The organism is Halobacillus sp. B23F22_5, from assembly GCF_043497085.1.
Lineage (GTDB): Bacteria > Bacillota > Bacilli > Bacillales > Halobacillaceae > Thalassobacillus.
In genome coordinates this window covers 458130-482217 of sequence record NZ_JBIEKI010000001.1, presented here as the reverse complement: position 1 = coordinate 482217, position 24088 = coordinate 458130, and the positions used below count along the sequence as shown (strand labels likewise).

23 protein-coding genes, 1 pseudogene and 1 riboswitch are annotated in these 24088 nt (G+C 42.2%); of the genes and pseudogenes, 5 read left to right on the top strand and 19 right to left on the bottom strand.

Translation table 11 applies throughout. From position 1 onward, the window contains the following. The first annotated feature begins 47 nt into the window (after nt 1-47). Nucleotides 48-1406, top strand: coding sequence for a YjiH family protein (locus tag ACGTN9_RS02290; protein ID WP_499590121.1), 1359 nt, complete (start codon nt 48-50; stop codon nt 1404-1406). Nucleotides 1407-1469: 63 nt separating this feature from the next. Here ACGTN9_RS02290 and ACGTN9_RS02285 read toward each other — a convergent pair whose 3' ends face one another. The 8 genes from ACGTN9_RS02285 to ribD form a co-directional block, all read right to left on the bottom strand. After that, entirely contained in the window at nt 1470-2135 is a 666-nt protein-coding gene (locus ACGTN9_RS02285) for a type 1 glutamine amidotransferase domain-containing protein (protein ID WP_499590119.1), read from the bottom strand. A gap of 163 nt (nt 2136-2298) precedes the next feature. Continuing rightward, nucleotides 2299-3288, bottom strand: a complete 990-nt coding sequence (locus ACGTN9_RS02280) for an acyltransferase family protein (protein ID WP_499590117.1) — start codon at nt 3286-3288, stop codon at nt 2299-2301. 228 nt (nt 3289-3516) lie between these two features. Continuing rightward, the gene (locus tag ACGTN9_RS02275; RefSeq protein WP_499590115.1) at nt 3517-4758 is read right to left on the bottom strand and encodes an aminopeptidase; all 1242 of its coding nucleotides are present in this window, start codon (nt 4756-4758) and stop codon (nt 3517-3519) included. Between the two features lie 215 nt (nt 4759-4973). Further along, entirely contained in the window at nt 4974-6368 is a 1395-nt protein-coding gene (locus ACGTN9_RS02270; protein ID WP_499590113.1) for an L-cystine transporter, read from the bottom strand. 195 nt (nt 6369-6563) lie between these two features. Further along, on the bottom strand, nt 6564-7031 hold the full coding sequence (gene ribH, locus ACGTN9_RS02265; RefSeq protein ID WP_499590111.1) for a 6,7-dimethyl-8-ribityllumazine synthase: 468 nt from the start codon (nt 7029-7031) through the stop codon (nt 6564-6566). 21 nt (nt 7032-7052) lie between these two features. Continuing rightward, the gene (locus ACGTN9_RS02260) at nt 7053-8246 is read right to left on the bottom strand and encodes a bifunctional 3,4-dihydroxy-2-butanone-4-phosphate synthase/GTP cyclohydrolase II (protein WP_499590109.1); all 1194 of its coding nucleotides are present in this window, start codon (nt 8244-8246) and stop codon (nt 7053-7055) included. A gap of 14 nt (nt 8247-8260) precedes the next feature. Beyond that, nucleotides 8261-8920, bottom strand: a complete 660-nt coding sequence (gene ribE, locus ACGTN9_RS02255; protein WP_499590107.1) for a riboflavin synthase — start codon at nt 8918-8920, stop codon at nt 8261-8263. A 1-nt stretch (nt 8921) separates the two neighbouring features. Further along, complete coding sequence (gene ribD / locus ACGTN9_RS02250; protein WP_499590105.1) at nt 8922-10019, bottom strand: bifunctional diaminohydroxyphosphoribosylaminopyrimidine deaminase/5-amino-6-(5-phosphoribosylamino)uracil reductase RibD; 1098 nt, start codon at nt 10017-10019, stop codon at nt 8922-8924. A gap of 254 nt (nt 10020-10273) precedes the next feature. Then, a riboswitch (FMN riboswitch) is annotated at nt 10274-10452 on the bottom strand. A 163-nt stretch (nt 10453-10615) separates the two neighbouring features. Between ribD and ACGTN9_RS02245 the strand changes: the two genes are divergently transcribed. Continuing rightward, nucleotides 10616-10927, top strand: a complete 312-nt coding sequence (locus ACGTN9_RS02245; protein WP_499590103.1) for a hypothetical protein — start codon at nt 10616-10618, stop codon at nt 10925-10927. A 76-nt stretch (nt 10928-11003) separates the two neighbouring features. Here the strand turns inward: ACGTN9_RS02245 and ACGTN9_RS02240 are convergent, their stop codons facing one another. The 5 genes from ACGTN9_RS02240 to ACGTN9_RS02220 form a co-directional block, all read right to left on the bottom strand. After that, nucleotides 11004-11408, bottom strand: a complete 405-nt coding sequence (locus tag ACGTN9_RS02240; RefSeq protein WP_499590101.1) for a VOC family protein — start codon at nt 11406-11408, stop codon at nt 11004-11006. Between the two features lie 112 nt (nt 11409-11520). Continuing rightward, nucleotides 11521-11970, bottom strand: a complete 450-nt coding sequence (locus tag ACGTN9_RS02235) for an OsmC family protein (RefSeq protein ID WP_499590100.1) — start codon at nt 11968-11970, stop codon at nt 11521-11523. A gap of 93 nt (nt 11971-12063) precedes the next feature. Then, a complete protein-coding gene (locus tag ACGTN9_RS02230; protein WP_499590098.1) occupies nt 12064-12423 on the bottom strand; it encodes a DUF488 domain-containing protein in 360 nt (119 codons plus the stop codon). Between the two features lie 131 nt (nt 12424-12554). Continuing rightward, nucleotides 12555-12743: an SE1561 family protein gene (locus ACGTN9_RS02225; RefSeq protein ID WP_499590096.1), complete on the bottom strand. Its 189-nt coding sequence runs from the start codon at nt 12741-12743 to the stop codon at nt 12555-12557. A 151-nt stretch (nt 12744-12894) separates the two neighbouring features. Next, nucleotides 12895-13665: a TerC family protein gene (locus tag ACGTN9_RS02220; protein WP_499590094.1), complete on the bottom strand. Its 771-nt coding sequence runs from the start codon at nt 13663-13665 to the stop codon at nt 12895-12897. A 408-nt stretch (nt 13666-14073) separates the two neighbouring features. Here ACGTN9_RS02220 and ACGTN9_RS02215 point away from each other — a divergent pair, with 408 nt between their 5' ends. Both ACGTN9_RS02215 and ACGTN9_RS02210 read left to right on the top strand, forming a co-directional pair. Further along, nucleotides 14074-15171 carry an AI-2E family transporter gene (locus ACGTN9_RS02215; protein WP_499590092.1) on the top strand — a complete coding sequence of 366 codons (1098 nt, stop codon included), beginning with the start codon at nt 14074-14076 and terminating at the stop codon, nt 15169-15171. 92 nt (nt 15172-15263) lie between these two features. Then, entirely contained in the window at nt 15264-16451 is a 1188-nt protein-coding gene (locus tag ACGTN9_RS02210; protein WP_499590090.1) for an MFS transporter, read from the top strand. A gap of 438 nt (nt 16452-16889) precedes the next feature. Here ACGTN9_RS02210 and ACGTN9_RS02205 read toward each other — a convergent pair whose 3' ends face one another. The 5 genes and pseudogenes from ACGTN9_RS02205 to ACGTN9_RS02185 form a co-directional block, all read right to left on the bottom strand. Further along, complete coding sequence (locus tag ACGTN9_RS02205) at nt 16890-17906, bottom strand: DctP family TRAP transporter solute-binding subunit (RefSeq protein WP_499590512.1); 1017 nt, start codon at nt 17904-17906, stop codon at nt 16890-16892. 93 nt (nt 17907-17999) lie between these two features. Continuing rightward, a complete protein-coding gene (locus ACGTN9_RS02200) occupies nt 18000-19265 on the bottom strand; it encodes a TRAP transporter large permease (protein ID WP_499590088.1) in 1266 nt (421 codons plus the stop codon). A 49-nt stretch (nt 19266-19314) separates the two neighbouring features. Beyond that, the gene (locus tag ACGTN9_RS02195; protein ID WP_499590086.1) at nt 19315-19878 is read right to left on the bottom strand and encodes a TRAP transporter small permease; all 564 of its coding nucleotides are present in this window, start codon (nt 19876-19878) and stop codon (nt 19315-19317) included. 276 nt (nt 19879-20154) lie between these two features. Further along, nucleotides 20155-20319, bottom strand: a pseudogene (locus ACGTN9_RS02190) (GNAT family N-acetyltransferase); the annotation flags it as partial. A 15-nt stretch (nt 20320-20334) separates the two neighbouring features. Then, nucleotides 20335-20997: a GNAT family N-acetyltransferase gene (locus ACGTN9_RS02185; RefSeq protein ID WP_499590084.1), complete on the bottom strand. Its 663-nt coding sequence runs from the start codon at nt 20995-20997 to the stop codon at nt 20335-20337. 652 nt (nt 20998-21649) lie between these two features. On the opposite strand from ACGTN9_RS02185, the gene ACGTN9_RS02180 reads away from it, so the two are divergent. Next, nucleotides 21650-21829 carry an SE1832 family protein gene (locus ACGTN9_RS02180; protein ID WP_499590082.1) on the top strand — a complete coding sequence of 60 codons (180 nt, stop codon included), beginning with the start codon at nt 21650-21652 and terminating at the stop codon, nt 21827-21829. Nucleotides 21830-21873: 44 nt separating this feature from the next. On the opposite strand, the gene ACGTN9_RS02175 is transcribed toward ACGTN9_RS02180, so the two are convergent. Next, nucleotides 21874-23727, bottom strand: a complete 1854-nt coding sequence (locus ACGTN9_RS02175) for a cation:proton antiporter (RefSeq protein ID WP_499590080.1) — start codon at nt 23725-23727, stop codon at nt 21874-21876. Nucleotides 23728-24088: the final 361 nt, after the last annotated feature.

Genomic DNA, 24088 nt, shown 5'->3' with positions numbered 1-24088 from the left:
TGTATTTTTATGAATATCCTTTATATCACATTATAGGAGTGTACCCCATGAAAAATTATCGTATAGCCGATCATTTGAAATTTATTATTCCATCCTTAATCGGTATCATCCTGTTTATGGTACCTTTTGCCGATACCACCGAAGATGGTCAGGAAATCATCACTATTCCGATTGCTATTTTATCGGGATGGGTAGAGACAGCACTTGCTGATCAGTTATCGTTTATCATGATGATCATCATTTCCATTACGGCCCTTGGATCTATTGTCATCCGATTGACGGGACCTGCCTTACTCGACCAATTCCCGTTTTTCCAATCTTTATTCTATGTATCGCCGGTATGGCTTATTACGCGAATCCTGGGAATGATTTTCGCAATCATGGTCTATTATCAAATCGGACCTGAAGCAATCATTTCCGAGAACACCGGTGGGCTGCTGCTGGATTCATTACTACATGTTTTGTTTGCAGTCTTCTTATTCGCCGGTTTATTTTTACCGTTATTACTTAACTATGGACTGTTAGAACTGGTAGGTGTGTTATTGACGAAAGTTATGCGTCCACTCTTCACGCTGCCGGGGCGTTCTTCCATCGATTCTATCGCCTCCTGGCTGGGAGACGGAACCATCGGTGTTTTATTGACAAGTAAACAGTATGAAGAGGGATACTATTCCAAGCGGGAGGCTGCTGTTATTGGTACTACCTTCTCTGTGGTATCTATCACCTTCAGTCTGGTAGTTATCAGTGAAGTCGGCCTGGCGCATATGTTCGTACCGTTTTACTTGACCGTAGGGTTTTCCGGTTTTGTTGCGGCACTTATTATGCCAAGGATTCCGCCTCTTTCACATAAAGCACGCACGTATGTAACCGAAGAAGCGGAAGACGTCGAAGAAAAAATTCCAGAAGAACATAATGTGTTCAGTTACGCATATCAGCAGGCTGTTGAACGCGGCAGCAAAGAAACTAGTGTGAAAAAGTTCTTTAAACAAGGTGCACAGAACATCCTGGATATGTGGATGGGTGTAGCACCAATCGTCATGGCGCTAGGTACGATCGCCCTTGTGATCGCTGAATTCACACCATTTTTCACCTGGCTGGGTTATCCGTTCATCCCACTATTGGAATTGATGCAGGTACCATATGCGGCAGAAGCGTCAGAAACTATTCTTGTTGGATTTGCAGATATGTTCTTACCTGCCATCATTGGTGCATCTATTGAAAGTGAAATGACCCGATTCATTATCGCTACGCTGTCGGTTACTCAGTTGATCTATATGTCTGAGGTCGGTGGATTGTTGCTCGGTTCTAAAATTCCCGTCAACATGAAGGATCTATTCATCATCTTCCTCCTTCGTACCCTGATCACATTGCCGATCATCGTCCTTGTAGCTCATTTTATATTTTAATAAAAAAATATACCCCGGAGCCTCCAGATATTGGAGGGCTCCGGGGTATTGTTATTTTACAGACTACTTGTTCATTTCATCGACAAAGGCCCGACCAGCGCTTAGGCTGGATTGCGGATTTTGTCCCGTGATGAAGTTTCCATCTATTTGTATATGGTCTTCCCAGTTATCTTTCGTAATGAATTTTGCACCTTCTTCGCGGAGCTTGCTTTCCAACATAAATGGCATTAACCCATCAAGTCCTGTATCGCGTTCTTCCGCATCAGTAAAACCTGTGATTTTCTTTCCTTTTACAATAGAATCTCCATTGCTGCCTTTGACACCGGCAAACCCGGCTGGTCCATGACATACCGCACCGATCAGCTTATCGTTATCGGCAAAGTGCTGCAGCACGTTTTGCAAGGTTTCATTATCAGGGAAATCGAACATGGTCCCATGTCCACCAGGCAGGAATACTCCATCATAGTTCTCAGGTGTGATGTCATCCAATTTCACTGTACTGTTCAAGGGATCCATGACACTATCATCCCACTCATCCGGAAGCTCGTTGGAATAGCTGTTCGGATCAATATGAATCTTTCCTCCTTTAGGGCTTGCAGTTGTCACATCATACCCGGCTTGTGTAAATTCCATGTAAGGCTCAACAAACTCAGAAAGCCAAAGTCCTGTTTCATGTTCTTCATCAATTTTTTGAGTGCTCGTTACGATCATTAATACTTTCTTAGCCATGGCGTCGCCATCTCCTCCTTTAATGTTGAAACTCTCTCTACTTACTATTTCACATTTCCTGTTATTTCAAACAAAGTAACCACAGCTGTTCCAACGCAGATAGAAAATAAGAAAGCCGTATCTATCCAGGAAAGCCTGGAAGATACGGCTTTGTGTTAGCTATTTAGGAGGTTTGCTGCCTTTTTCTTAACAAAGGAAGCTTTCCTTCAATGAAGGGTTTTGCCACTGTCAATGCAGGTTTGCTTGATAGCAATAGTACGATCAGCATCGATAATACAGCTAAACCTACGACGTCCATGATATTATCCACCTTGAACGCATCGATTTGCCTGAAGAATTGGATGAAGAAACCATGGAGTAAATACACATACAACGTCCTCTGTCCCAAGTTGGTAATTCTCATCTCTCTTCGGGGCATCCAGGCCATGACACTGACAATCATTAGACCCGCAAGGATATAAATACTCAAGCGTATTAATCCACCCGCATCTGCAAGCTCCAACACTTCGTATGACTTGGACCCTAACAACCAGCCTGAGTTTATTTCAGGCAGGAAGAATAGCAGCCCGGCGACTATACCCATCACAGCTAATGAAGCAATCCTTACTGGCATGGTACGCCATTTTGCGATGTTTTCTTTCGTCAGCCAGTAGCCTGCCAGGAAGAATGGGAAAAACACAAACGTCCTCGATAGACTATAGGCATGACCAATTGTATCAAAGTAGCCAACCAGAATTCCTATCGCAATTGTAATTGCCATCCCGGTAATGGGCGGAATTCTGCTGAACAATTGCAGCAGCAGATGCCAGCAGAACATACTGACTAAGAACCATAATGACCAATGTGGGTAGAACAGTCCGCTCGCCCAGCCTTCTTTTCCGATAAAAAAGAAATATCCTGTATAAATCGTTTGGAACATCAAATAAGGAAAAAGTAATTTTTTAGCTAATTTAGCAATATACCCCTTGTTCCCTGCACCTTTCGCAAAAAATCCAGCCAATAATATAAAAGCTGGCATATGGAATGTATAAATCCACATATACATCGTGTACATTGGCTTCGATCCATCTGTGAACGGTTGAATCATATGGCCGAACACTACAAGGAATATCAAGATTACTTTCGCATTATCAAACAATGCATCGCGCTTCATATGCCTCAGTCCTTTTTTATTTTAAAATCATCCTTCACTCTATTCACCTTTTTTGTGGTTTTTAAACAGGTGATCATTTTTCATTTTATACGCAAATGGCGTATTATAGGGTATTTTCAAATAGATGTTATGTAATTTTAAGTGGGTTGATAAACTCCGTAACCAGTCTGTAACAGACCATAAAAAAAGCAGCTGACCGAATCAGCTGCTTGAGATACCTTCGTTCTATTATTTAAAATCGATCGCCCAGGAACCGTCAATGAAGACTGGTTCGGTAGTGCCATCATCTAACTCACCTTGAATTTGTAAATCTTCCGATCCCATCATGAAGTCGACGTGGACCAGGCTGTCATTAACTCCATTTTGATCCATCTCTTCTTTATTCATATCCGATCCACCTTCAATGTTCGTCGGATAGGCTTTGCCCAAAGCTAAATGGCAGGAAGCATTTTCGTCATATAAGGTATTGAAGAAAACATGGCCAGATTGCGAAATTGGTGACTCATGGGGTACAAGGGCGACCTCACCCAACCGTTTAGCTCCTTCATCCGTCTCAAGCAGATGTTTCAAGGTGTCCTCCCCTGCTTCTGCTTTATAATCCACTACTTTTCCATCTTCAAATACAAGTGTGAAATTCTCTACTAAGCTGCCACCATGATTCAATGGTTTAGTGCTCGTCACCTTCCCGTTGACTCCATATTTATGCGGCATCGTGAACACTTCTTCCGTAGGAATATTCGGGTTGAATTCGATGCCGTCATTTGTTTTGGTAGAACCGCCATGCCAGATGTGTCCCTCTGGAAGTTCAACCGTCAAATCCGTACCAGGTGCTTTATAGTGAAGCTTGCGATATTGCTTTTCATTTAGAAATTCTCGTGCCTGACGTAATGTTTCATTATGCTCGTTCCAGGCTTCTACCGGATCATTCTGGTCGACACGGGTAATCTTGAAAATCTGATCCCATAATTTATCAATCGCCATTTTTTCCGTGCGATTCGGGAATACTTTCTTCGCCCATGCCACCTGAGGGAAGGCAATGATGTTCCAGGATACTTTATCATTCATGACATAGTCGCGGTAGGTGGTCAGTGCCTGAGCGCTTGCTTTATTAGTAGCAGCGATTCGTTCGGAATCCACATCACTCATCAAATCAGGATCAGGACCGTAAATGGTCAATAAAGAATATCCATCTTTGACCATTTCCTCTAATCCTTCCGCTTTCCACTTTGGAAAGTTGGTCAGTACATCCATTGGAGCGTTTTTCAATTTCATGTACGAAAGCATTTCGTCATTCCATTCTACATGGACGTTTTTCGCACCTTTACCATAAGCTTTCGCAGCGATAATCCGTACTAGCTCGGAAGCTTCCAATGGTGCATTTAAAATCAAGCCTTGTCCCTTTTGTAAGTTGACTCCCTTTGTAAGGGCTAAATCTGCATATTTTTCCATGTTCTTTTGGTTGTTTTTCATACTGTCTACCTCCATCTATTGCCGATTTTTTTGCTATTCTCAATTATTTCATAATTTCGGCATCTTTCCCAGCGAGATCATTCGAAATTAACGTCGGGTGACATTAACAATCAGCAACCGACAATCTATCCTTTATATTTCTCCATTTTAAAACATACAAACCCCCATTGATCAATCATTTGACCAACAGGGGTTTTACCTGTACCTATATAGATCTAGACGGCAATATCTTTTTCAATAGCATCTCTATCATTGAATTTAATCACATCAAGTTTTCCTAAAATACGTGATGTTAAAGTTCCCGAGGTCATGGCACCGTTGACGTTCAAGGCTGTTCTTCCCATATCGATCAGTGGTTCCACGGATATGAGTAATCCTGCTAAATAAACGGGCAAATTCATGGAAGACAGCACAATCAAAGCTGCGAAAGTAGCCCCTCCCCCAACTCCGGCTACACCAAAGGAGCTGATCCCGATTATCAAAATCAGTTGGACCAGAAAACCGGGGCTGAGTGGATCGATTCCCACGGTAGGTGCGATCATAACAGCAAGCATTGCGGGATAGATACCGGCACAACCATTCTGACCGATAGTAGCTCCGAATGAAGCGGACATGTTCGCAGTCCCTTCATCTACCCCAAGACTATTTTTTTGAGCAGAAATATTTAACGGAATTGTCCCTGCACTGGAGCGGGAAGTAAAGGCGAATCCTAATACCGGTAATACTTTTTTCACATAAGTGAATGGGTTCAGACCTCCAAACGCTAGCAATACCAGATGAAGCACGAACATCACCAATAGGGCTACATAGGAGGCGAGCACAAATTTCCCCAGTTCCAATATTCCAGCCACATTCGTCTGGGCAACTGTACTTGCCATCAGACCCATAATGCCGTATGGGGTCAAACGAAGCACCAGGGTAACAATTCGCATAACAACTGCATAAACGGCATGAACCCCTTTAATAAAGACCGCCGCTTGCTCTGGATTCTTCCTTCTTACCCCAAGAACCGCAATCCCGACAATCGCTGAAAAAATAACAACAGCTATAGTAGAAGTTGCTCTGTCACCGGTCATATCCTGGAACGGATTGGAAGGAATGAATTGTAGAATCTTCTGAGGAGTAGTCATCCCTTCTACTTCACCTAACCGTTCTTCCATAAAGCTTCCTCGTTCTTGTTCCGCTTGCCCCGCTTCAATCTGTTCCGCATTCAAATCAAAGGCAAGAGAACTGCCAACCCCTACGACTGCCGCTACCATGGCGGTAGCTACCAGAATACCTATGATCCACCCTGACATCTTCCCTAATTCGGATGTTTTTTCTAAATTGATGATCGACTGGATAATCGATACCATGACGAGCGGGATGACAATCATCATTAACAATCGAACATAACCACGGCCTACAATACTGTACCAATCTGTCGTTTGAGCTACAATGCCTGATTCTGCTCCGTATGCAATTTGTAAAAATACTCCTAACAGAATCCCAAACCCTAACCCTGCGAATACACGCTTGCTGAATGAAAAATGTTTTTGCTGCAACTTAACCAACGCTCCGATAAGTACAAGTAAGATAGCAATATTCAAACCAACCAACACATGAATCAACACCTTTCTCCATCTAAGAAATGGTAAAGCTCCTCTTAAACTAATAATACTTATCAGTTTAATTGGTTTTAAATAAGATACCGCTATTTTATGCAGCTATCAATGGTTTGTTGCTTATTTTTAATTATATGAAAATTTAATCTTGTCCTAGTCAAAAAAAAAACTCACGCACCATTGGCGTGAGCTTTTCTATTATTATCCGAGCATTTTATTCAAGTTAGCCATTTCAATAGCTGCCGATGCTGCTTCCCAACCTTTGTTGCCAGCTTTCGTGCCAGCCCGCTCAATTGCCTGTTCAATCGTATCCGTAGTGATGACACCGAAAATCACAGGGATGCCACTTTTGCTTGAAGCCTGAGATACTCCTTTAGCGGCTTCACTGCATACATAATCAAAATGAGGGGTGGAACCTCTGATGACAGCTCCAAGGGTAATGACCGCATCATATTTACCGGATTCAGCCATTTTGGAAGCGATCATCGGGATTTCAAACGCCCCCGGAACCCAGGCTGCTTCCACCTGGTCTAAATCTATTCCATGACGCTTCAACCCGTCGAGCGCGCCTTCGTATAGCTTGCTGGTAATGAAATCATTAAATCGTCCAACAACGATTCCAATTTTTAAGTCCGATCCGACCAGATTTCCTTCGTAGTGTTTAACCATGTACTTTTCCTCCTTCAATTCCTAAAAATGAAATAAATGACCAAGCTTTGACTTTTTCGTTTGCAGATATTTCTCATTTTCAACTCGACTAGGCATTTGAATCGGCAATCGTTCTACGACTTCTAATCCATGCCCGCCCAAGCCGGAAATTTTTCTCGGATTATTTGTCAATAAGCGCAGTTTGGTGATGCCCAGGTCCTTCAAAATCTGGGCTCCAATGCCATAATCCCTTAAATCAGGGGCAAAGCCCAGCTTTTGGTTAGCTTCTACGGTGTCCAGCCCCTGCTCCTGCAGCTTGTAAGCGTGCATTTTGTTCAACAAGCCGATACCGCGTCCTTCCTGGCGCATATACAATAGAACTCCACTGCCATTCTCTTCGATTTGACGGAGGGCAGCCTCAAGCTGTGGCCCACAGTCACAACGGTAAGAACCGAATACATCACCAGTCAGGCATTCGGAGTGGACCCGTACCAATGTAGGTTCATCCGACTTGATTTCCCCCTTAACTAAAGCGACATGTTCTCGGAAATCAACATCATTGGTATAGCCATAAGCCTTGAAATCACCATATTCTGTTGGAAGGTTGATTTCCACTTCCCGTTTGACATGATTCTCATAACGGTTACGGTATTTGATCAAATCTTCGATTGTGATCATCGTCAGGTCGAATTCATCCGCCATTTTTCGCAAATCAGGCACTCTTGCCATCGTTCCATCTTCTTTGATGATTTCACATATAACCCCAGCAGGATCTGAGCCAGACAGCTTAGCTAAATCTACTGCAGCCTCTGTATGACCAGCACGGCGCATGACTCCTCCTTCTTTCGCCAATAAAGGGAAAATATGGCCAGGTTTATTAAAATCCTCTGGTTTCGATTCAGGGTTAAGCAGTTGTTTGATGGTATCTGCCCGCTCTGCAGCTGATATTCCTGTTGTTGTATTTTTATGATCTATACTGACAGTGAAAGCCGTTGCCAGCGAATCCGTGTTTTTTTCTACCATTGGGAATAAATCCAGTTTTTCAGCAATCGGCTGGCTGACTGGAGCACAGACTAATCCTTTTCCATAAGTAATCATAAAGTTGATCATTTCTGGTGTCGCATATTCCGCCAGTCCAATCAGGTCCCCTTCATTTTCCCTGTCTTCATCATCACAGACAATAACGACCTTTCCTTGCTTCAAATCTTCTAGCGCTTGCTCAATAGAGTCAAACATTTCGGTCACCTCTCTCAATTTCCTCCAAACCCGTGTTCATCCAGGAAGGCTTTCGTCAAGTTTGAAGATTGGCTCTTTTGGCTATGTTGACCAGATAGAAAATGGGCAACATATTTACTGATCATGTCACATTCAATATTTACGTTATCCCCGACACCTTTCGCACCTAGGACTGTATGTTCCATCGTGTGTGGAATCAACGATATCGTGATAGTATCTTCACTGACTCCAAAAACGGTCAAACTCGTTCCATCGACAGCGACCGATCCTTTATAAACAAAATACCCCAGTAAATCATTGGATAAAGATATCTCATAATAAACCGCATTCGCTCGGCTATTTTTGCTGACAATCGTTCCTTTTCCATCGATATGCCCGGAAACAAGGTGACCTCCGAATCTGCCATCTGCTGCCATCGCTCGCTCCAGGTTCACTTTGCTGCCTTTTTTCAACTCATTTAAATTCGTAGCATGATAGGTCTCTGGCATGACATCGAAAGAAATAGACTTATTTTTAATTTCAGTAACCGTTAAGCATACACCGTTAATGGAAATACTGTCCCCAAGCTTTGCATCCTCAAGAATAGTATTAGCTGTAATGGTTATTTCCATCGCTTCTGTTTTAGATGTGATGGATTGGATTTCTCCAATTTCCTCTACAATACCTGTAAACATGTTAAGTTCTCCCCTTTGGAATGGCGGTCACTTTTATATCTTCACCAACCATTTCCGTTGAATAAATACGTAAATGGAGCGCTTGCTTCAACTGCTCGAATCCTTTTCCTTCTACAGGGGTAAGAGCATCTTTACCGCCCAACAGCTTTGGAGCGATATAAGCGACCAGTTCACTGACTTTTCCAGCGCGTACAAAAGCGTCGGCGATCGTTCCTCCACCTTCTACAAGTAAAGAAGTAATATCCTTCTCACCCAAATAGCGCAGCACTTCCGGGATCTTGATTGCGGGAGATTTCAATGAGATGACCTCGACATGGTCTTTGGACCGGTATGCTTTCAATTGATGTGGGGAGACCCTGCTGCTCGTTATAATCCAGGTAGGAGCCTCATCATTTTGAATCAGTTGAGAAGAAAGTGGTGTCCTAAGATGATTGTCGAGTATGATGCGTACCGGGTTTTTGCCATTACCTTCAATGCGGGTAGTCAATTTCGGATCATCATTGATTACGGTCTGTACGCCAACTAATATCGCATCACAACGACGACGATAATGGTGACCATCGTTTCGGGCAGCGTCGCCTGTAATCCATTGACTTTCCCCAGTTGAAGTAGCAATTTTCCCATCCAGAGTCATTGCGGTTTTCAAATAAACGTAAGGTTCACCAGTTTCAATGAAGTGGAAAAAATTAGTATTAAAGCTGTCAGCTTGCTCTTTCAATACACCAGTTGTCACTTCAATTCCGGCATTTTCCAGCATTTTGATGCCTCTTCCGGCTACCTTCGGATTTGGGTCATCGGAAGCGATCACCACTCGTTTTATTCCGGCATCAATAATTGCCTGTGCGCACGGTGGTGTTTTTCCATAATGACTGCAAGGTTCCAGGGTGACATAAATCGTTGCATTTTTTGCCCTATCACCCGCCATCTTCAAGGCGTTTATTTCCGCGTGGGCTTCACCTGCTTTCACATGGACCCCAAGTCCGACCACTTCATTATCCTTCATAATCACCGCTCCTACAGATGGGTTCGGCGAGGTCTGGCCTACTGTCTGTTTTGCCATATCAATAGCCAACTTGATATATTGTTCATCTCGATCCATATGTTCCTCACCTCCATCATTCCTGTAGGAAATTAATACATTATCGTTATCATTAGAAAAAGTTTGCTTATCACCAAGTCCTTATGGCGAAAGCATGGGAGTTTCTTATACTTTAATCCTTTAATAAAGTTAAACTTCTTAAAGTACAACAAAAAGACCCTGAAGAAGGCATACTTCTCCAGGGTCACTGTAAATGTCTTTTATTTTTAAGTACGCTTAAGAAGCCATACTTCCAGAATTTATGACCATTTACCTCTTTCCTTCTCCCATCCAGACTGTTACTGTCGGCTTTGGATTTTCACCAAATCAGGGGAAATACCAGATGCCATGCACCCTTTCTCAAAGTTGCCTTAGAAAGTATTTCCCGTCGCGGGCTGAGAGCTTGATGCTCATTACCGCCGGTTGAGAATTTCACTCGACCCCGAAGGAATTTACGTATTCGATTTACATCCACTTACCTTTAAATATAAAGGAAATAACGTAATTTAGCAATTCATCTGAATTTTTATCTGTAAAGAGGTACTCTTACAGTTATTCCCACCATATTTCTCCTCTCTCAGGTTACACTATAAAAAAGAGAGATAGGAGTGAAAATCATGAAACGTAAAGAACAAAAAGATAAAGGTTATTCAGATTTTGCTAATGTTGAGACGCAACGCAATTTTTTGACTCATGAAGACTTTACTGAAGGACCATACGGTTCACCAATTAAAAAATATGATCTTGCCGAAAATAAAAGCACCCCGTGGAAAAAAGGACAGCAGCCATATAGTGCTTTCACATACGAAAACCGCAATCTTCATGAGGATTTACCACGTCAATATCCACAGGCTCACCCGACTCACGATGATAAAGAAATTGATACGGAAGCGCCTTATGATAATGCTCCAAATAAAGGGGATAGTTAAACCTGCCTGGTATAAAAACGGGGGATTGTCCCAGTAAGACAGTTCCCCCATTTCAAGTTGCCCATTATTAAAAACTTCATATACCCTCAGTGTTCATCAAGACAACCCGCCATCCATCAGGATCTGCTATGGTTGTGCCTTTTTCTTTCCAATATCCGTTTTCAGGTTCAACCTTATCGTAGCCTAATTTCTTCAACCTCACCACTACGTTATCTAGTTGATTTTTATCAGGTATGTAAAAAACTAATAAATTGTCTTTAGTAGGGGCTGGGCATGGACTTCCTTCATCATGACTAGTAAACTCAAGATGATATTGAGAATTGGGCATCCCGAAAATCACACCCTTGTACCCTCTATGACCAGAAAATTCTGTGAGCCTTTTCAAGCCGATTCCTTCTTCATAAAATTCAATAACTTCAGCTAGTTTATCCGTAGGCCTTGCGATCCTTACTTGCACTGCAGAAAAGTCGTTGAACTCCACTCCCAACACCTCTTCCTTATTTCATCACTTTATCTCAGAATAACATAAAAAAGCAGTTCAAACTGAAGTATAATACACTTCATCTTTGAACTACTCCCTCTAAAACTTTGCGTTATTCGGAAATGGAAGTATCTGCTTCTAAAGCCAGCTCTACATTTCCTTGAATCGCTTTGGATATCATACAACTTGTTTCAGCTTTTTTAACCAGCTTATCGAGTCGCACTAAGTCATCTTTTGACGCGTCTTTTTCCAAAACAACCTTAGGACGGTGAATGATCTTTTGATAAGTGAAAACACCGTCGGTGACATCCACAATTCCTTCCGATGTTAATCCCATCTCTTTCAATGGAAGGCCGGCACGTTCAATCATAGCTGCCAGGGTAATTATATAACAGGTGGACGCTGCCCCAAGCAGCATCTCATCAGGATTTGTACCGATATCGGGGCCATCCATCTCTTTGGGGATAGATATCTCTGTTTTCAACTTTCCGGCGTCAATGTAGCCGACGGTATTCCTTCCGCCAGGCCAATCCGCTTTTAAATGGAAATGATGTTCTGCCATCTTCATTCACCTCGCTCCAATTTATATCTATTGTATAGAGGAACATGCAAAAATTCCAAAAAAACAACCATGCCTTGTGGTGGCATGATTGTATTAGTGATCTTGCTCAAGCAATTCTTTTAAAACGACAGCGTGATTATGCTCCTCATTCTTTGCACCATACAACAAAACCAGACGTTCATTTTCTGCCATCTTTTTCAGTTGTTGCAATTGTTGTTTACGTTCTTTACTGTTATCAATTTGTTCTTTGTAATATTCCTTGAACTCTTCATACTTCTCGGGATCATGATCGAACCATTGTCTGAGTTCTTTACTCGGTGAAATTTCTTTCATCCATTCATCTACATGCGCTTGTTCTTTCGAAATACCCCGGGGCCATACTCCATCAACTAGAACTCGGTTGCCTCCTAAAGGATTCGATTCATCATAAATCCTTTGTAAAACGATAGACATATTTCTTACCCCTTTCTCATCCTTACCTTTTCTTATTACCTGATTTGCAAAAGAATAAACCTCTCTTTCGCAATTTTATCAAAGCCATTACAGGACACTGGTAATTCAAATGTAAGGAGCAGGGAGAAAACTCAATCCCGCCAGTCCTTACGAAAGCGTTCAATTTTCATTTCCAAATCCTTGATCATGCCTGCCAGATGGTCAAGTTCAGCAGCTCCGGCAACTTCCTCATCCATAGATGAAGCTACTTCATGAAGCATTTTAATCCGGTTCTTTAGATATCTGAATTGTTCGTTTGACTTTTCTGTCGCTTTACCCAAAACCGCCATCTCCTTTTAAAATAAAAGTTGTTAAACCATAGATATAATATTTATAAAAACAAATTCCCCTGACCCTCGATAGAAACAGCAGCAATCAGCTTTAAATAATAATATGTAAAACAGCCGCACCTTCCAGGCACGGCTGTTTGTCTTATTCTTCCGGAAGTTCTTTTTTACTGGATAAGAACCAGCCAGCAGCTGCAATCAATACGAGCACGCTGTAGAAAATAACTTTCCACAAAGTCGAGTGCGCAAAGTGTTCATCCAACACCTGGATATTCGGGTGGGCAAGCACAGATACAACCAGCTTGACACCGACCCAGCCGACAATTACAAAAGCTGCAATTTCTAACCCTGGACGTGTCTGCAGCAGTTTTACAAAGACATTGGCAGCAAACCGCATGATGATAATCCCTATCATACCACCAGTCAGCACTACGGCAAACTGAGCACCGTCTAAGCTCCCCACATCAGGTAAAGCTGTACCTGGAAGTGAAACAGCCAATGCTACTGCCGCCAGAATCGAGTCGACTGCGAATGCTAAGTCAGCAATTTCGACCTTAAGCACAGTTGCCCAAAAACCTTTTCCACGTTCTGGTCCTGCATCTTTATCTGCTTCTTTTTCATCATCTTTACCTTTCCATTTATCATATAAATGCTTGATGGAAATGAAAAGTAAGTACGCAGCACCAAGAGCCTGGACCTGCCAGACGTCTACCAGGAAAGAAATGATGAACAACGAACCAAACCGTAATACAAATGCTCCGGCCAGCCCATAGAATAATGCTTTTTTCCGTTTTTCTTCCGGCAGGTGCTTAACCATAATGGCGAGTACCAGAGCGTTATCCGCTGCCAGTATCCCTTCAAGGCCGATGAGTACAATCAGTACCCAACCATATTCAATCAATAATTGCGTTTCCATACTAATTCCAGCCCCTCCAAATAAAAAATGATCTCCACCTCATGGCAAAGATCATAAAAACAGACCTTTACCAAGAGTGGTAAAGGTCTCGCTAACAACGAATGTTGTCAATAAAGCCGGGGATGACTCCCGAAATGACGACTTTATTGTTTAAAGCTACTCCCCTTTAAGGAAATACTAATGTACTGAATATCATACCACGAAGCGTTAGAAAGTCAATTGCTTTATCTAACGTTCATGGATTATCTATCTTTTTGTCATAGCTGCTATATTCATCCTATACCCACATTCAGCTAATATAACACTATTTATTAAATTTTTTTAACTGACCTGCCACTATCTTTATTGTTTACATGAAGGATATAATGGATACATAATGATAGTTATTATTTTACATAAAAAAGGTGTGTGTGTAGTTTGTTGGATAAAACCTGGTTCAGAGTATTAGTCGCTGCTATCCTCGTTTCCCTGCTGATTTTCTTATTAGCTAAAATCGACTTCATCTTCGACCCATTATGGTCTACCATTGGTGCAGTCGCGGTGCCTTTCATTGGTGCCGGGATTCTTTATTATGTGACGCGACCGCTCATGTACTTTTTAGAAAAATATAAAGTGCCACGGCTGCTTGCTATATTGGCTGTTTACCTGGTTTTGATACTGACCGGATATATCATCACCCAATTCATAGCACCAATCGCCCAGCAGCAGTTTTCCCGTCTGATTGACAATCTCCCTAAGATGATGGACAGTGTACAACAGTTCATCGTCTACTGGCAAAACAACCAATCGCTGCTTCCAGCGCAAATTTCAGAAGCGATCAAACCGGAAAATATCATGAACAATGTAGAGAAATATTCCGAGAGTGTGACTACCGCGCTAATCAATTTTCTCTCTTATTTAGTCAGTTTCGTATTTGCTTTAGTACTGGTTCCTTTTTTCCTGTTTTTCTTGTTGAAAGACGGAGAAAAACTCGTACCATTCATCCGTCAATATTTAAATAAGCGTGTCGGCGACAGTTTTGCGCGGTTGGCACAATCCGTTGACCACACCCTGCAGGCGTTCATCCAGGGACAGCTGCTCGTAAGTTTTTTTGTCGGCGTATTGCTTTTGATCGGTTATCTGATCATACGCCTTGATTATGCTTTGACACTCGCTTTATTTGCCATGTTGACCAACGTCATTCCATTCATTGGTCCTTTCCTGGCTGTTATCCCCGCGATGCTTGTCGCTCTTTTTCAGGACCCGATCATGGCAGTATGGGTAGCAGTAATCATGTTGATCGCCCAGCAAATTGAGGGTAATTTAATTTCTCCGAATGTGATGGGCAAAGCATTAAGCATCCACCCGCTCACCATCATCACATTGATACTCGCAGCCGGAAGCATTGCCGGGTTCCTTGGTATCCTGTTCGCAATCCCGGTTTATTCCGTCGTCAAAACGATCATCCATCACCTATATCAGGAATGGATGGAAAGCCGCGAAAAGAAGATCACAGACATCGATTGATGAAGACGAACCCTCCTATCCTGCGATAGGAGGTTGAATTTTTTTGTGATTGCTTTACGATACAATCAATACGTAAAAAGGAGAACACCTTCATGCAAGAAACACCTAAACTTTGGACAAGGCCATTCATTTTTCTATTACTAGGGAACTTATTCACCTTCATGAGCTTCCAAATGCTCCTGCCTAACCTCCCTCCTTATATTGAGTCTATTGGCGGAAGCAAAATGGAAATTGGTCTCGTTACCACCATGTTTTCTATAGCAGCAATATTGATCCGGCCCTTCATTGGCCATATCTTGATGACCAAAGAAAGAAAACTGCTCGTATTAGCAGGTTCCGTTTCTCTACTGGCCATGACCCTGCTTTATCCGATTACGCAAATTGTCATCATTCTTCTGATACTGCGGTTTGCCCATGGACTTGCCTGGGGCTGGTCGACGACTACGAATGGAACTGCAGCGGTAGATATCGTACCAAGGAAGCGTGTCGGGGAAGGAATGGGTTACTTCGGACTTTCCATCACAATCGGGATGATCATAGCCCCGAGTCTTGGAATATTCCTTTATCAGCATTACACATTCAACCTTTTGATTTGGATTTCAGCAGCACTAGGCATTGTCGCCATCCTATTATTTTCTTTTACCAGTTTCCACACGCCGGACAATGTCAAGGAGAATCAGGAAGCACCTCCTAAATTTTCATTCGCAGGTTCCTTGATTGAAAAAAGGAGCTGGTACCCGGCATTAGTTACTTTTTTCACGACCTTCGGTTATGGTTCAATCGTTACCTATATCGTTATTTTTGGCACTGAACGCGGGTTGAGCGGGACTTATCTGTTTTACTTATTCAATGCATTGTTCGCAACTATTTCAAGGCCGGTCACCGGGCGTTATTTTGACAAGAAAGGTCCATGGAATCTGATTATGGTATGTACATTGATCGCTTTTATCGCAATGTGGGTGCTTGCAATCGCGGAAACAAATATGCACCTGATCATATCAGGCGCCTTATTCGGTCTCGGCTACGGTTCGATGATGCCTGCATTCCAGGCATGGGTTATTTCAAAAACGACAACGGCCAGAAGCGGTATTGCCAATGGAATGTTCTATTCTTCGATTGATCTCGGTATAGGATTAAGTGCTGTTGTATTAGGTGTGATCTATCAATTTGTTGAAACGGCATCATTATTTAAGATATCCAGTTTCCTCTTCCTTCTTGTCTTTATCTTGACGTGGCTGGATGCAAGGAAACAGACAGAACCCTGGGAGCCTGTCAGCTGAGAACAAAAGCGCAAGCGCCTTGCTAGTAAGGACGTTCGACTAAAAACGGCACGTCCTCAAAAAAGACTTTGTCTTTTTCTGCGAAGTACATTCTAAGAAGTAGTTCTAGTGTGCCAACGTCGATCTGACCTGCATCCTCGAAAAAGGAAACCACTTTTTCTTCGTGCGATGTCGTTCTAAGAAGCGTTCCTTGTCCTGCAGGCCCCCGACAAGCTTAAGCCAAGCCTCGCCGTGACGTTCCTTGTCACAGAGAGGATCGACTTAAGACCTCGAGGGGGTAGGCGCTGGAGCTGGATGCAACCCACTGCAGGAAAGCACCCACGACCATAAAATTTAATAAATTCAAAGACAACAAAGAAAAAACCACGAAGAAAATGAATTCTTCGTGGTTTTTTCATTTTAAAGAGGCTTATGGGATAGCCCCTTGTACATCTAAAATTACTCAGCACCTGCTTCTTCGATTTCTTTTTGAAGCTTGTCTAAAATTTGGCCATCCACAGTAGAAACTTCATTACGATAGAAGTCACGGACAGGCTTTGCTTTTTCTTTGAATGCTTGGCGCTGTTCTTCAGACAACTCTACAATTTCAGTTGGGTTTTCCTCATCATTTTTGATGACTTCCAGGTATTCTTCGTTTTGTTTCTTTTGCTCTTCAAAAACCCACTCTTGCATTTCTTCCGTAGTTTCTGTAACCATCTTCTGCATGTCTTCAGACAACCCATCGAACCAATCTGTGTTGACAGTAGTCATCGCTACATAGTTGTTGTGGTTAGAGATTGTCATATAATCCTGGACTTCATGGAAAGAAGCATCTCCGATGAAGAAAATCGGGTTTTCTTGTCCTTCCACTGTACCACGGTCAAGAGCTGTATATAATTCAGACCAGGACATTGGTGTTGGTTGCGCACCATACGCCTTGTAGGATTCTAGAATCAAAGGAGATGTCTGGGTACGCATTTTGAAGTTTTGGAAATCCTCTGGTGTTTCAATTTTCTTACTGGAAGTCCACTGCATAGCACCTTCAGTCCAGAAAGATAATGGAGTGATGGAATGTTCTTTATACTTATCAACTAAATCCGTGTTCAACGCTTCACTCGTATTCAAAATTTCCTGTGTTTTTTCAACACTGTCCGGGAATAAGAAATGAAGGGCGAAGATTTGTCCTTCTTTTACCATGTTACCTGTAAAGCCAGGAGACATGACTGCCATCTGTACAGCACCACTTTGCAGCTGTTCTACCTGGTCACTTTCTGTACCTAGTCCGCCGTACTCATAAACTTCGATATTGACTTGACCGTCGGACTTTTCTTTCATGCGCTTGGCAAATTCTTCAGCGTACTCATATTGTACTTGTCCTTTTACTTCTTCCGTGACAAATTTCCAATTTTGTGTTTCACCGCCGGAGCCTGAATCGCCGCCATCTCCGCCGTTACCGCCACAAGCAGCTAAAACCATACCAATGGACAACACTAGTATGAAACTAAATAAACCCTTTTTGTTAAAAATGGTAATTACCCCCTACAATTTTTTTATATTATCCCCCACTTTTTACAATAAAATAAGTGAGAGCTCCTCAAAGAAAATCAACAAGAACGAAACAAATACCAACATGATAATATATGGCGGGGTTCCTTTGATAACTTCCAGATACGGTTTATTGAATACCGCACTGGCAGTAAATATGTCGACACCGAATGGTGGTGTTGCAGACCCCAATGCTGCCTGGAATGTAATTACTACACCTAAATGAACAGGATCTACACCTGCACTCATCGCAGCTGGATAGAAAATCGGCGTCAAAACTAAGATGACAACGATTGGGTCGACAAACATACATCCGATGAAGAAGAATAATGTAACCATAAGTAAAACGAATATCGCACTTGGCTCAGGTCCAAGCACCGCCTCTGTGATCATCTGAGGTATTCTTGCAAACGAGATGACCCAGGTGAATGCTTGTCCACCAGCTACCAATACGAATACCGCAGAAGTTACCAGCCCGGTAGAACGTGCGATTTTAGGTAATTCTTTAATATGAATAGAACGATAAATCAATACTTCAAGAATGAAAGCGTAAAGAACAGAAACACCAGCTGCTTCCGTAGGACTAAAGATACCTGCATAGATCCCACCGATAATGATGATCGGGAACCCTAACGGGAGCAATGCTCTTCGTAAAGTCCTGAATCTTTCTGCCCAGCTTGATTTTGCTGTCAAGGGAATGTCGGCGACTTTAGCATAAATGATACTATAAATTGCAAATAAAAGGAAAACGATAACACCTGGCACGATACCGGCAATAAACAAATCTCCGACAGATGTCCCGGAAACAAGACCATACATGATCATTCCGATACTTGGTGGAACGAGCAATGCAATATCACTGGAGTTGATGATCAAGGCAATCGCTGTAGGGTCTTTATAGCCGACCTTCAATAGCCGTTCTCGCATTGGTGTACCGATTGCTACGACCGTCGCCTGGGTTGACCCGGAAATGGCTCCGAATAAAGTACAGGCGGCTGCTGTGGTAATCGCATAACCACCACGCAGATGACCGATGAAAGAACTGATGAAATCGAGCAATCTATTCGATGTTTTACCAGTGGTCATAATATCTGCAGCAAAGATAAACAACGGAACAGCCAGCAGTACATAAGGCTCGATCCCCGTAGCAAACTGCTTCATTAAAATCATTACGTCTAAATTCGGAAAATATAAGAAAAGTACAACCAGTGGTGCCGCCATAAGCGGGATCATCATTGGGAAATTCAATAACAATAGTACAACCATGATTGTTAATAAAGTAGCTACCATATTGTTTTCCTTTCTTGATCAAATTTGTGTGCTCTAATATTAGTGTAAATTATAGGTGGAGTTCCTCTTCTACATCCCGTTCATTCAGTTCTTTGTCATTGTAATCTTTCGCGTCTGTTCCTAAGTACACTTCATCCCGGTTTGTAATATTGATAAGCATATTTCGTAAAAATTGAATGCCCCCCAGCGTAAACCCGACAGGAAGCGCAATATACATATAGTAAGATGGAACCTGCATAGCTGAAGTCACTCGTCCTGAATCCTTTAAATCAATAACATATAAGTATGAATAATAAGCAAGTACAAACAAGAAAAATGCTGTTACCGCGGGGATGAGAATCATAAGTATCTTACGTACTTTGAATGGTGCAAGATCATAAAACGCTGACATACTGATATGTCTGCCTTTTCTGGCAGCGTAGCTGATCCCCATAAAGGTTGCGATAATGACGGAAAACTGACTTACTTCGTCAGCAAAAGGCGGGGAGTAAGTGAATAGTGCTCTTAGAAGAGCCTTACCAACGACCATTACTGCAATAACAATTACAGCATAGCTTAAAATGAATTCTTCTAATTTTAATATGAAATTGTCTAGCATCCTAAGTAGTTTCAATGTAAGTATTCCTCCTAAAATAGTGCAGGAATTATCAGAAAAAAGCTCATGTACTCTCTATCATACCTAATAGATTTCGCTTACTCAAACTTTCCTATTCTTTATAATACGCTTTCAAAGCACAAAATAAAGGATATAGGTTATATAGTAAGCACATAGTTATATATTGTCTGAAATACTGGGTAATCATCCTTATTTCAATATATTATCAGAAAATTCACTAATTTTCTACCTTAAAAAGTAATTCATTTCTATCTTTTGGTAATTAATTGGGTGTTATGATTCGGTATTAAATCGATATACCACGGATTCTCCTATAGGAAAATAGCCTATCTTTTTATAAATGGAATTAGAAGCCGGGTTATCAGCATCCGTATAAAGACTGCAAAATTGATAGCCCTGACCTAATAATTTTTTAGTAAGTGACCAGACAGCACTGGTGGCATATCCCTTTTCTTAATGTCTGTCAGGTGTGTAAACAGCGTTGACAGTCGCTCCGTTTCTGGTATTTCTGGATTGATTCACCATCGAAACCGGCTCTTTATCGACTACCCATAAGTGCATGGTACCTGCAGTTACCATACGATCCGCCAACTCCTCTGCATCATCTTTAATAGACCGTTCCCCGGTTTCAACTCCAAAATTGTACAGCCAGTTGGTAATCAAACTTTTGTCTGCTATGCCTGCCACTTTCAATTCCCCCTTCCCTAAAGTGAAAGGCTGTAATGCATCCAGACGATATACATATTGGTTCATATGTACCCGGGATTTCCCTTTGCTTATTTTTGTATAAGCATGGATGAATTTTGTTGCTCCTTCCTTTTCACCAACCACTCCACCGACAGGGTAATTGTTATGGTAAAGAAACTCAGCGGCTTTTTGAAAAACGGAATCATCCGCAGCGCAAGCTGGCAGCACCCATTGATTCCTCATTGTATGTATAAGGGTGTAAACGGCCTCCTCGCCGGTCTCCACTGTTATTAAATCTGCTTCTGCTGGTTGTCTTCTCAACCGATCCGCGATTCCTAAAGGCAAGTTATTTAACGCTTCTTCTTTCATTAACAAAGGTTCGACCTTTTCGTAATATACCTGTGGATCTTGATATGTCTTTACCTCCATCGTCTCTCCCCCCTTTTGACTCTGTTAAATCTCAGTATCTATTTTACAGTTAAAGCTCCCTTTACTTGAAGACTCAGTTTCGAGACTTTAGATTGCAATTATGGTGGCTGGGAAAACGGATCGCTTTCCGTGGGCATGTAGTGAGCTTCCTCAGGCTTCGCCTTGCGGGATCTCACCGATCATGTTCATCCCACAGGAGTCTCACCGTTTTCACAGCCACCATACAAGGGTTAGAATCTCGAAAACGCCTATCAAGAATAGTGTGCTTTGGAACAGAAAGCACATTCAAATTAGCATTGTAATAGGATTTTCTTCACAAAAGGGATGGACTTCCCAAGCACGATTTCGAGTATCTTGTATGGCAAAGGGCGTGGGGGAAGGGTGAGACTCCCGCGGGAGAAGGATCTAGGCGAGATCCCACAGGGCGATAGCCCGAGGAAGCTCGCCAGGTCCCCCGCAGGAAAGCGAATCCTTCCCCAACGACCTAAACTCCCTCAAATATTTCGAAATCAAGGCTTCGACTTTACGGTCTTATTGTTGAATAAGGCTTTTTGTAAAAATAATAACGACGTTTAACAGATACGTCGTATAAAATTTCAATAACTATACCATACTTGACAATCCCTCTACAATAGAATTAGAGGTGATATCAGTGACAAATAAAGAAATCCAGGATCAAATTGCTGAATTAAAATCTGACTATGTCCGTATTCAGGGAGATTTAGATAAGATTGAAGCTACTGGTGGAAATGTTTCTAATGCAGAAAAGCAGTTGCAGCAAATCGAAAATCAGTTGAAAGAACTGAATACACAGCTGGCAGAAAATAAATGACAAAAGTGCCGGCCGCCAAAGAAGTATGGCGGCCGGCACTTTGTTTATGCCCGCTCGTTTTCATTCCGCTGTTCTTCCAGTCGTGTTTGTATTTTGTCTCGTTCTTTATCCGGCGGCATGAGACTGACGACGACGTCACCCTGTTCTGCCTTTGTATCAAAATCTTCTGTAAAGAAATCAACCTTTCCGGATGGCTTTTTAATCAATAACAAAATGGCTCCTTCATTTTTATTGTTCATATAATCCTTAAAGGTGTACTTAGAGGTGATATTCGTCTTCCTGAATTTATAACCTTCTCCGGCTAACTGATTCAATTTCTCCCAGGAAGCTCCTTCTTCGAACAAGATACGTCCGCCAATTGAATGGACCAGTCCTTCCAAATTATCTCCACTCTGGTTACGCAGACTCAATTGATATAAATTATTCCTTCCGAAAGTCGGCACAAACGTCGTGCAAATGAGGGCATTATACGAATCCAATTCAGATGCAGCAATCAAATACTCGAATGGTGTCATATCCATTGTGTATTCCGTCTGTTCCGAAAGTATCTCTCCATGGTAGATCGGGACACCGGCACGCCTTGCCGTCATCAGCCGCTCCCAGGATGAGTCGATGATCATCACCGGAACTTTCAATTCTTCCAATGTTTTTGCGAGCGTGACTGTAAACGTACTGCTGCCATTTATCAATACTCCAGGTGGACCTTCCATTGATAAATTCAATTTTTTAGCCAGCCATTGTATAGAAAAGCCGTGGGCGACGACCGTAGAAAAGACCAACGCGAACGTAATAGAAATAAGCAGATTGGCATCTTCATATCCTTCATCCAACAGCACACTTGCAAAGTAACTGGAGACAGTCAAAGCGACAATCCCACGGGGGGCAATCCACCCGACGAGCAGTTTTTCTGATTTTGTAAGATCTGTTCCAATCGTTGAAACCCAAATCGACAGTGGTCTGACGACAAAAAGCATCAGTAATACAAACCCGATGATCTGGATATTTAATATTTGAAACAACGTCTCAGGAGTCAATGAAGCTGTCAGCATAATAAAGATCGTTGAAATCAATAGCAACGATATGTTTTCTTTGAAATGCCTCATATCAGAAATAGATGGGATGTGCAGGTTTGCAAGCGTCATCCCCATTGCCGTTACAGCCAGCAAGCCAGTTTCATGGGTGATTTCATCTGCAATCGTGAAACAAGCAATGACTACAGTGAAAACAACAGGGGATTTCAAATATTCCGGCACATACCCCGTTTCAAACATCCACCCGACACCTCTCCCGCATGCCCAGCCTAGTAATATAGCAAACAAGGAGGCAAGGAAAAAGGAGAGCAGACCGATTATGCCGATCTCATCACTAAGAATGAATCGGATGAACTCAAACGCAAAAACAGCCAGCAAAGCACCGATCGGATCAACGATAATACCTTCCCATTTCAAAATCTTAGCAGGACGCGCTTTTAATTTAGCCTGCCTTAATAAAGGAAGGATGACGGTCGGACCTGTCACGATGAACAACCCTGCAATGACAAAAGCCACTGCCCAGGATAGTCCAGCCACATAATGGGCGGCAAACGCACCAAGAATCCAGCTGATAAAAGCTCCTAACGTCACAATCCGAACGACCGGACGACCAAGGCCCTTTACTTCTTTAAAGTCCAGATTCAGACTTCCTTCAAAAAGAATGATGGCTACAGCCATCGCAATGATTGGACGATAGACTGCACCGAAATCCTGTTCTGGATTAATCAAACCGAAAATAGGTCCTGCTAACAAACCCGCAATCGACATCAGTACGATTGCAGGAAGCCGAAAACGCCAGGCAGCCCACTGGGAACCGATACCTAAAAGTCCGATAAGCATAAATTGCAATAAAATAGAATCAATCATGACATATCCCCTTCGCCATCCTGTTTGGACGGCATCCTTCTTGATGACTCCTAATATATAAACTTAGCAACATTCTATAGCTCTGGATTTTTCATGTAAACTATTACGTTTAAGATTCTTACCTTTACCCAAATGACAGGAACGTTAATCCTAAGGTTAAAATTGACAATGACCGCCGTTAAAAAATATATTGACATCGATTAACCCGCTTGATAATATTAGCTCGTCTTGTAAATATTCTAAAAAATCAGAGATGCTCCAACCATTTGAAAATAGCATCATCTGCCTTTCTATGACATACATGAAAATAAACGACAAGGGTTACATTACGTATAGAGTCGTCCCTCGCTCAGGGACGGTT

Excerpts from the sequence above, each read along its gene's own strand:
- ACGTN9_RS02290 (WP_499590121.1), top strand. The coding sequence starts at position 48 with ATGAAAAATTATCGTATAGCCGATCATTTGAAATTTATTATTCCATCC.
- ACGTN9_RS02285 (WP_499590119.1), bottom strand. The coding sequence starts at position 2,135 with ATGGCTAAGAAAGTATTAATGATCGTAACGAGCACTCAAAAAATTGAT.
- ACGTN9_RS02280 (WP_499590117.1), bottom strand. The coding sequence starts at position 3,288 with ATGAAGCGCGATGCATTGTTTGATAATGCGAAAGTAATCTTGATATTC.
- ACGTN9_RS02275 (WP_499590115.1), bottom strand. The coding sequence starts at position 4,758 with ATGAAAAACAACCAAAAGAACATGGAAAAATATGCAGATTTAGCCCTT.
- ribH (WP_499590111.1), bottom strand. The coding sequence starts at position 7,031 with ATGGTTAAACACTACGAAGGAAATCTGGTCGGATCGGACTTAAAAATT.
- ACGTN9_RS02260 (WP_499590109.1), bottom strand. The coding sequence starts at position 8,246 with ATGTTTGACTCTATTGAGCAAGCGCTAGAAGATTTGAAGCAAGGAAAG.
- ribE (WP_499590107.1), bottom strand. The coding sequence starts at position 8,920 with ATGTTTACAGGTATTGTAGAGGAAATTGGAGAAATCCAATCCATCACA.
- ribD (WP_499590105.1), bottom strand. The coding sequence starts at position 10,019 with ATGGATCGAGATGAACAATATATCAAGTTGGCTATTGATATGGCAAAA.
- ACGTN9_RS02245 (WP_499590103.1), top strand. The coding sequence starts at position 10,616 with ATGAAACGTAAAGAACAAAAAGATAAAGGTTATTCAGATTTTGCTAAT.
- ACGTN9_RS02235 (WP_499590100.1), bottom strand. The coding sequence starts at position 11,970 with ATGGCAGAACATCATTTCCATTTAAAAGCGGATTGGCCTGGCGGAAGG.
- ACGTN9_RS02230 (WP_499590098.1), bottom strand. The coding sequence starts at position 12,423 with ATGTCTATCGTTTTACAAAGGATTTATGATGAATCGAATCCTTTAGGA.
- ACGTN9_RS02220 (WP_499590094.1), bottom strand. The coding sequence starts at position 13,665 with ATGGAAACGCAATTATTGATTGAATATGGTTGGGTACTGATTGTACTC.
- ACGTN9_RS02210 (WP_499590090.1), top strand. The coding sequence starts at position 15,264 with ATGCAAGAAACACCTAAACTTTGGACAAGGCCATTCATTTTTCTATTA.
- ACGTN9_RS02205 (WP_499590512.1), bottom strand. The coding sequence starts at position 17,906 with ATGGTTTTAGCTGCTTGTGGCGGTAACGGCGGAGATGGCGGCGATTCA.
- ACGTN9_RS02200 (WP_499590088.1), bottom strand. The coding sequence starts at position 19,265 with ATGGTAGCTACTTTATTAACAATCATGGTTGTACTATTGTTATTGAAT.
- ACGTN9_RS02185 (WP_499590084.1), bottom strand. The coding sequence starts at position 20,997 with ATGGAGGTAAAGACATATCAAGATCCACAGGTATATTACGAAAAGGTC.
- ACGTN9_RS02175 (WP_499590080.1), bottom strand. The coding sequence starts at position 23,727 with ATGATTGATTCTATTTTATTGCAATTTATGCTTATCGGACTTTTAGGT.